This window comes from Streptomyces sp. ADMS (assembly GCF_033441795.1).
Lineage (GTDB): Bacteria > Actinomycetota > Actinomycetes > Streptomycetales > Streptomycetaceae > Streptomyces.
The window spans coordinates 1-3,088 of record NZ_JAVFVX010000255.1; the positions used below are offsets into that span (position 1 = coordinate 1).

At 67.4% G+C, this 3,088-nt stretch carries 5 protein-coding genes; 4 read left to right on the forward strand and 1 reads right to left on the reverse strand.

The genetic code is table 11. The annotated features are described in order from the left end of the window. Nucleotides 1–76: 76 nt before the first annotated feature. Nucleotides 77–370 (forward strand): hypothetical protein, encoded by a 294-nt coding sequence (locus tag RB628_RS39995; RefSeq protein WP_318325561.1) that lies wholly within the window; start codon nt 77–79, stop codon nt 368–370. An 18-nt stretch (nt 371–388) separates the two neighbouring features. Here RB628_RS39995 and RB628_RS40000 read toward each other — a convergent pair whose 3' ends face one another. Continuing rightward, complete coding sequence (locus RB628_RS40000; RefSeq protein ID WP_412180803.1) at nt 389–577, reverse strand: hypothetical protein; 189 nt, start codon at nt 575–577, stop codon at nt 389–391. Nucleotides 578–1,196: 619 nt separating this feature from the next. Here RB628_RS40000 and RB628_RS40005 point away from each other — a divergent pair. The 3 genes from RB628_RS40005 to RB628_RS40015 all read left to right on the forward strand — a co-directional run bounded on the left by RB628_RS40005 (nt 1,197) and on the right by RB628_RS40015 (nt 3,023). Then, nucleotides 1,197–1,535: a hypothetical protein gene (locus tag RB628_RS40005; RefSeq protein ID WP_318325563.1), complete on the forward strand. Its 339-nt coding sequence runs from the start codon at nt 1,197–1,199 to the stop codon at nt 1,533–1,535. Nucleotide 1,536: 1 nt separating this feature from the next. Beyond that, the gene (locus RB628_RS40010; RefSeq protein ID WP_318325564.1) at nt 1,537–2,496 is read left to right on the forward strand and encodes a 2OG-Fe dioxygenase family protein; all 960 of its coding nucleotides are present in this window, start codon (nt 1,537–1,539) and stop codon (nt 2,494–2,496) included. 83 nt (nt 2,497–2,579) lie between these two features. After that, the gene (locus tag RB628_RS40015; RefSeq protein ID WP_318325565.1) at nt 2,580–3,023 is read left to right on the forward strand and encodes a hypothetical protein; all 444 of its coding nucleotides are present in this window, start codon (nt 2,580–2,582) and stop codon (nt 3,021–3,023) included. Nucleotides 3,024–3,088: the final 65 nt, after the last annotated feature.

The following is a 3,088-nucleotide window of genomic DNA, read 5'->3' on the forward strand; positions in this document are numbered from 1 at the left end:
CTGGCGACAACCCGAGCAGAACCGATCACAACCTCAAGATCTGAGGCTGTAGTACCAGGCCTGGCGCTGGGTCCGCGTGGCACTCGCCGACCACTGGGACATCGCGGGAGCCGGCTGCGAGAGCGGGATCCTGGGAGCGGGAGCCGGCAACCCGGCTTTCGTCATGATGCCGCTGAACGCCGATGTCGCCGTAAAGGGCGGCTACTACCAGGACGGCATCGGCGCGAGCGCCCTCCGGCATCCCGGGCGCGTTCCCGAACTGCACGACCACGCCCGCCGCGTCGCCTTCGAGTTCGACTGGCTGGAGGGCGAGCAACGGCGGTGGGCCGAACGCCGGCTCGGGTACGTGACCGCGGAGAACGCCCGCTAGGACGCCCTGGACCCATGACTACGAACGGGGTGGACCGGGGTCCGGCAAAGCGCTCAGACGGGCGGACAGCCCACGCGCGCCGGCCTGCGGCATGCAGTGCGTGTACGTCCGGAGCGTGAACGCCGGATCGGAGTGCCCCAGCCACTTCGCGAGCGACACGATCGACTCACCGGCTTCGAGCATCACCGAGGCGTACGTGTGACGCAGGCCGTGGAAGCCGTGCCCGCGGCTGGACTCCCAGGCACGCGACGGCTTCTCGCCCGGAAGGAGAAGCGGGCGGACAGTTCACGATTCGCTCGGCCCAGGGCGAGAGAGAGCGAATGAGGACCGGTGACCCGGGGGAAGCCGGGAAGGCCGGTGACGACCGAAGTCCATAACCGGCCTTCTAAATCAGCCAAACTGATCACCGCCAGCCACTGCGCACCGATGAAATGCGGCCAGGATCCCACTCAAGCCACTCCGAATTGTCCTGGACGCCCGGTCAGATTCCGCAAACTGGCTCTGATTCGCCTGGACTTCACGTTCACCTAGCTGGTAACGCACTCCAGCCCACGCACTCTCGGACCATTTTCTCCGGCAACTGTACAGACAGCCTACAGATTCCGTACAGTAGCGCCGACGCAGAATGGAAACACACGCTGCGCGGGGTGGAAACTCGCATGCCGCGTATCCGTGAATCCACGTGAACCCGGAACGCGAGGGGGATTTCGATATCCGTTCCGGGAATAAAATCTGCCCAGCTCTCCTTCTTTCCGGTGGCGATGGAGTATCCGCGGCAGCACGCCGGTTCGTCCTTTGAGTCCAAGCTGAATCCGAGGGGAAGCAATTGCTCGAAACTGGCAAGTCCGAGAATGAGGCCACACCCGCCGCCCCACATCTGACCACGGCGGACGAGGTCGGCAGATGGCTCGGTTACGCGCCCGAGAGCGTCGATGCCGCTCTGTCCGGCAGCGAGCGCGGGCAGGTTCTGAGCGAGGTGGCCGGTATCAACAAGGCCGCGACCGCGGGGGACAAGGGCGCGCTGTACCCGCAGCACTGTGTTCTCGACCGTACGTGCCAGCTGTACACGGGATTCCGCAACGGCAAGGCTCAGAAGGCTTTGTCGTCGCATACGAAACAGCCCGGTCGCTCGAAGCGGCCACCATGGAGTCCCAGGACCGGTTGATATGCGGGAGCCGGTCATGGACGGCCGCTTCGACGTTCTGCTCGCCAAGATGCAGGTGGGAACCGCCGATGCGGTGAAGACGGAGATCGCGGCCAGCTTCTGGGACGAGATGGGCAATGGCGACCACGCCCAGGTCCACGCGCACCTCTTCAACGTGCCATCGCCCGCGGCATCCTGTGGCGGCGCAACTCCTCGGCCCAGTACCTGGACGAGGTATGCCGTCCGCACTCGTCTGACGCCAACCCATCCGCCCACCACACAAGGAGGGGAAGCCATGCCGCTCGGCAGCCAGGGTTTCGCCGTCATCCAACTGCCGGAGACCTCACCGGACATCCTGCCCAGCTATGACGACTGCCCGGTCGACGAGTTCATGGGAAACGGCACTCGTTTCAAACGGTTCTCGCAGTACCGGCTCAGCCCGGCAGGCAGCGACGGGTGGTCGTTCGAGCGGCTCCCGCACCGGGACTACACGACTTTCAAGAAGTTCGACTCTGCCGGTTGCGGCATACGTCGTATCGATGAGCCGATCAAGGTGGACTTCACCCCGCTGATCGAGGTCGGCGCCCGTGAACTCGGCCTCGACCGGTCCGAGGACTGGCAGATCAACGTCCACCAGAACCGGACGCGCGCCGACGGAGGCGGACCCGGGCCGCTCACCCCCGCGGGGGTTCACCACGACGGCCACGAGTTCGTGATGATCGCGATCCTGAACAAACTGAACGTGGCGGGCGGCACCACCCGGCTGTGGACCCCCGACGCGGACGATCCCCTCTGGACCGACACCCTCGAGCCCGGCCAGGCGGTCCTGTGGGACGACCGGGCGCTGGCCCATGACGTCACCGCCGTGCTCTCCGCCGACGGCGGCCGGGGGCACCGGGACATCCTCATCGTCGCGTTCTCCCGCTGGGCGGAGAAGTGGTACGGCGACGATCACTACGCCGCGGCACTCACCGAGCAGTAGGCACCGCAGAGGCAGCCGGGCGCGGTGCCGCGCCGAGGCGTACCACGGCGCGGCACCGCGCCCACCAGCCGAGGGAGACGGTCGTGACCGACGTGTACAAGTACCAGGCGGCGGGAAACGACTACCTGGTGACCGAGCCCCGTCACACCGACTTCGCTGTGTCCCCCGAAACGACCGGCTGCTCCACGGCCGGCACCGCGATCGGGGCGGACGGTGTCCTGGACGGGCCGCTGGACGACGCCCCCGACCGGGCGTCCCAGTACCTCTCCGCCCAGTACAACTCGACGGTTCCGGCTGCGCCGGGAGCGGACGGCCTGCGGATGTTCGCCCTCCGCCTCGCCGAAAGGCTGCACGGCGGCGGCGCGCTCGGAGGCCCCGTCGGAGGTCTTCTCGCCGCGGTCGTGGGGCTGCGGGGTGCGCTGTGGATCGCGGGCCTGCCCTCCGGCGCGACGCTGGTTCCGATCATCCCGTCCCCCGCAGGCAAACTGCGCGAGATGCCGACGGGGCCGGAGGACATCACCGTGTAGCCGGTCGGTCGTCGGTCGGTCAGTTGGTGACGGTCCAGGTGTCGCGGCCGGCGAGTAGTGCGGCG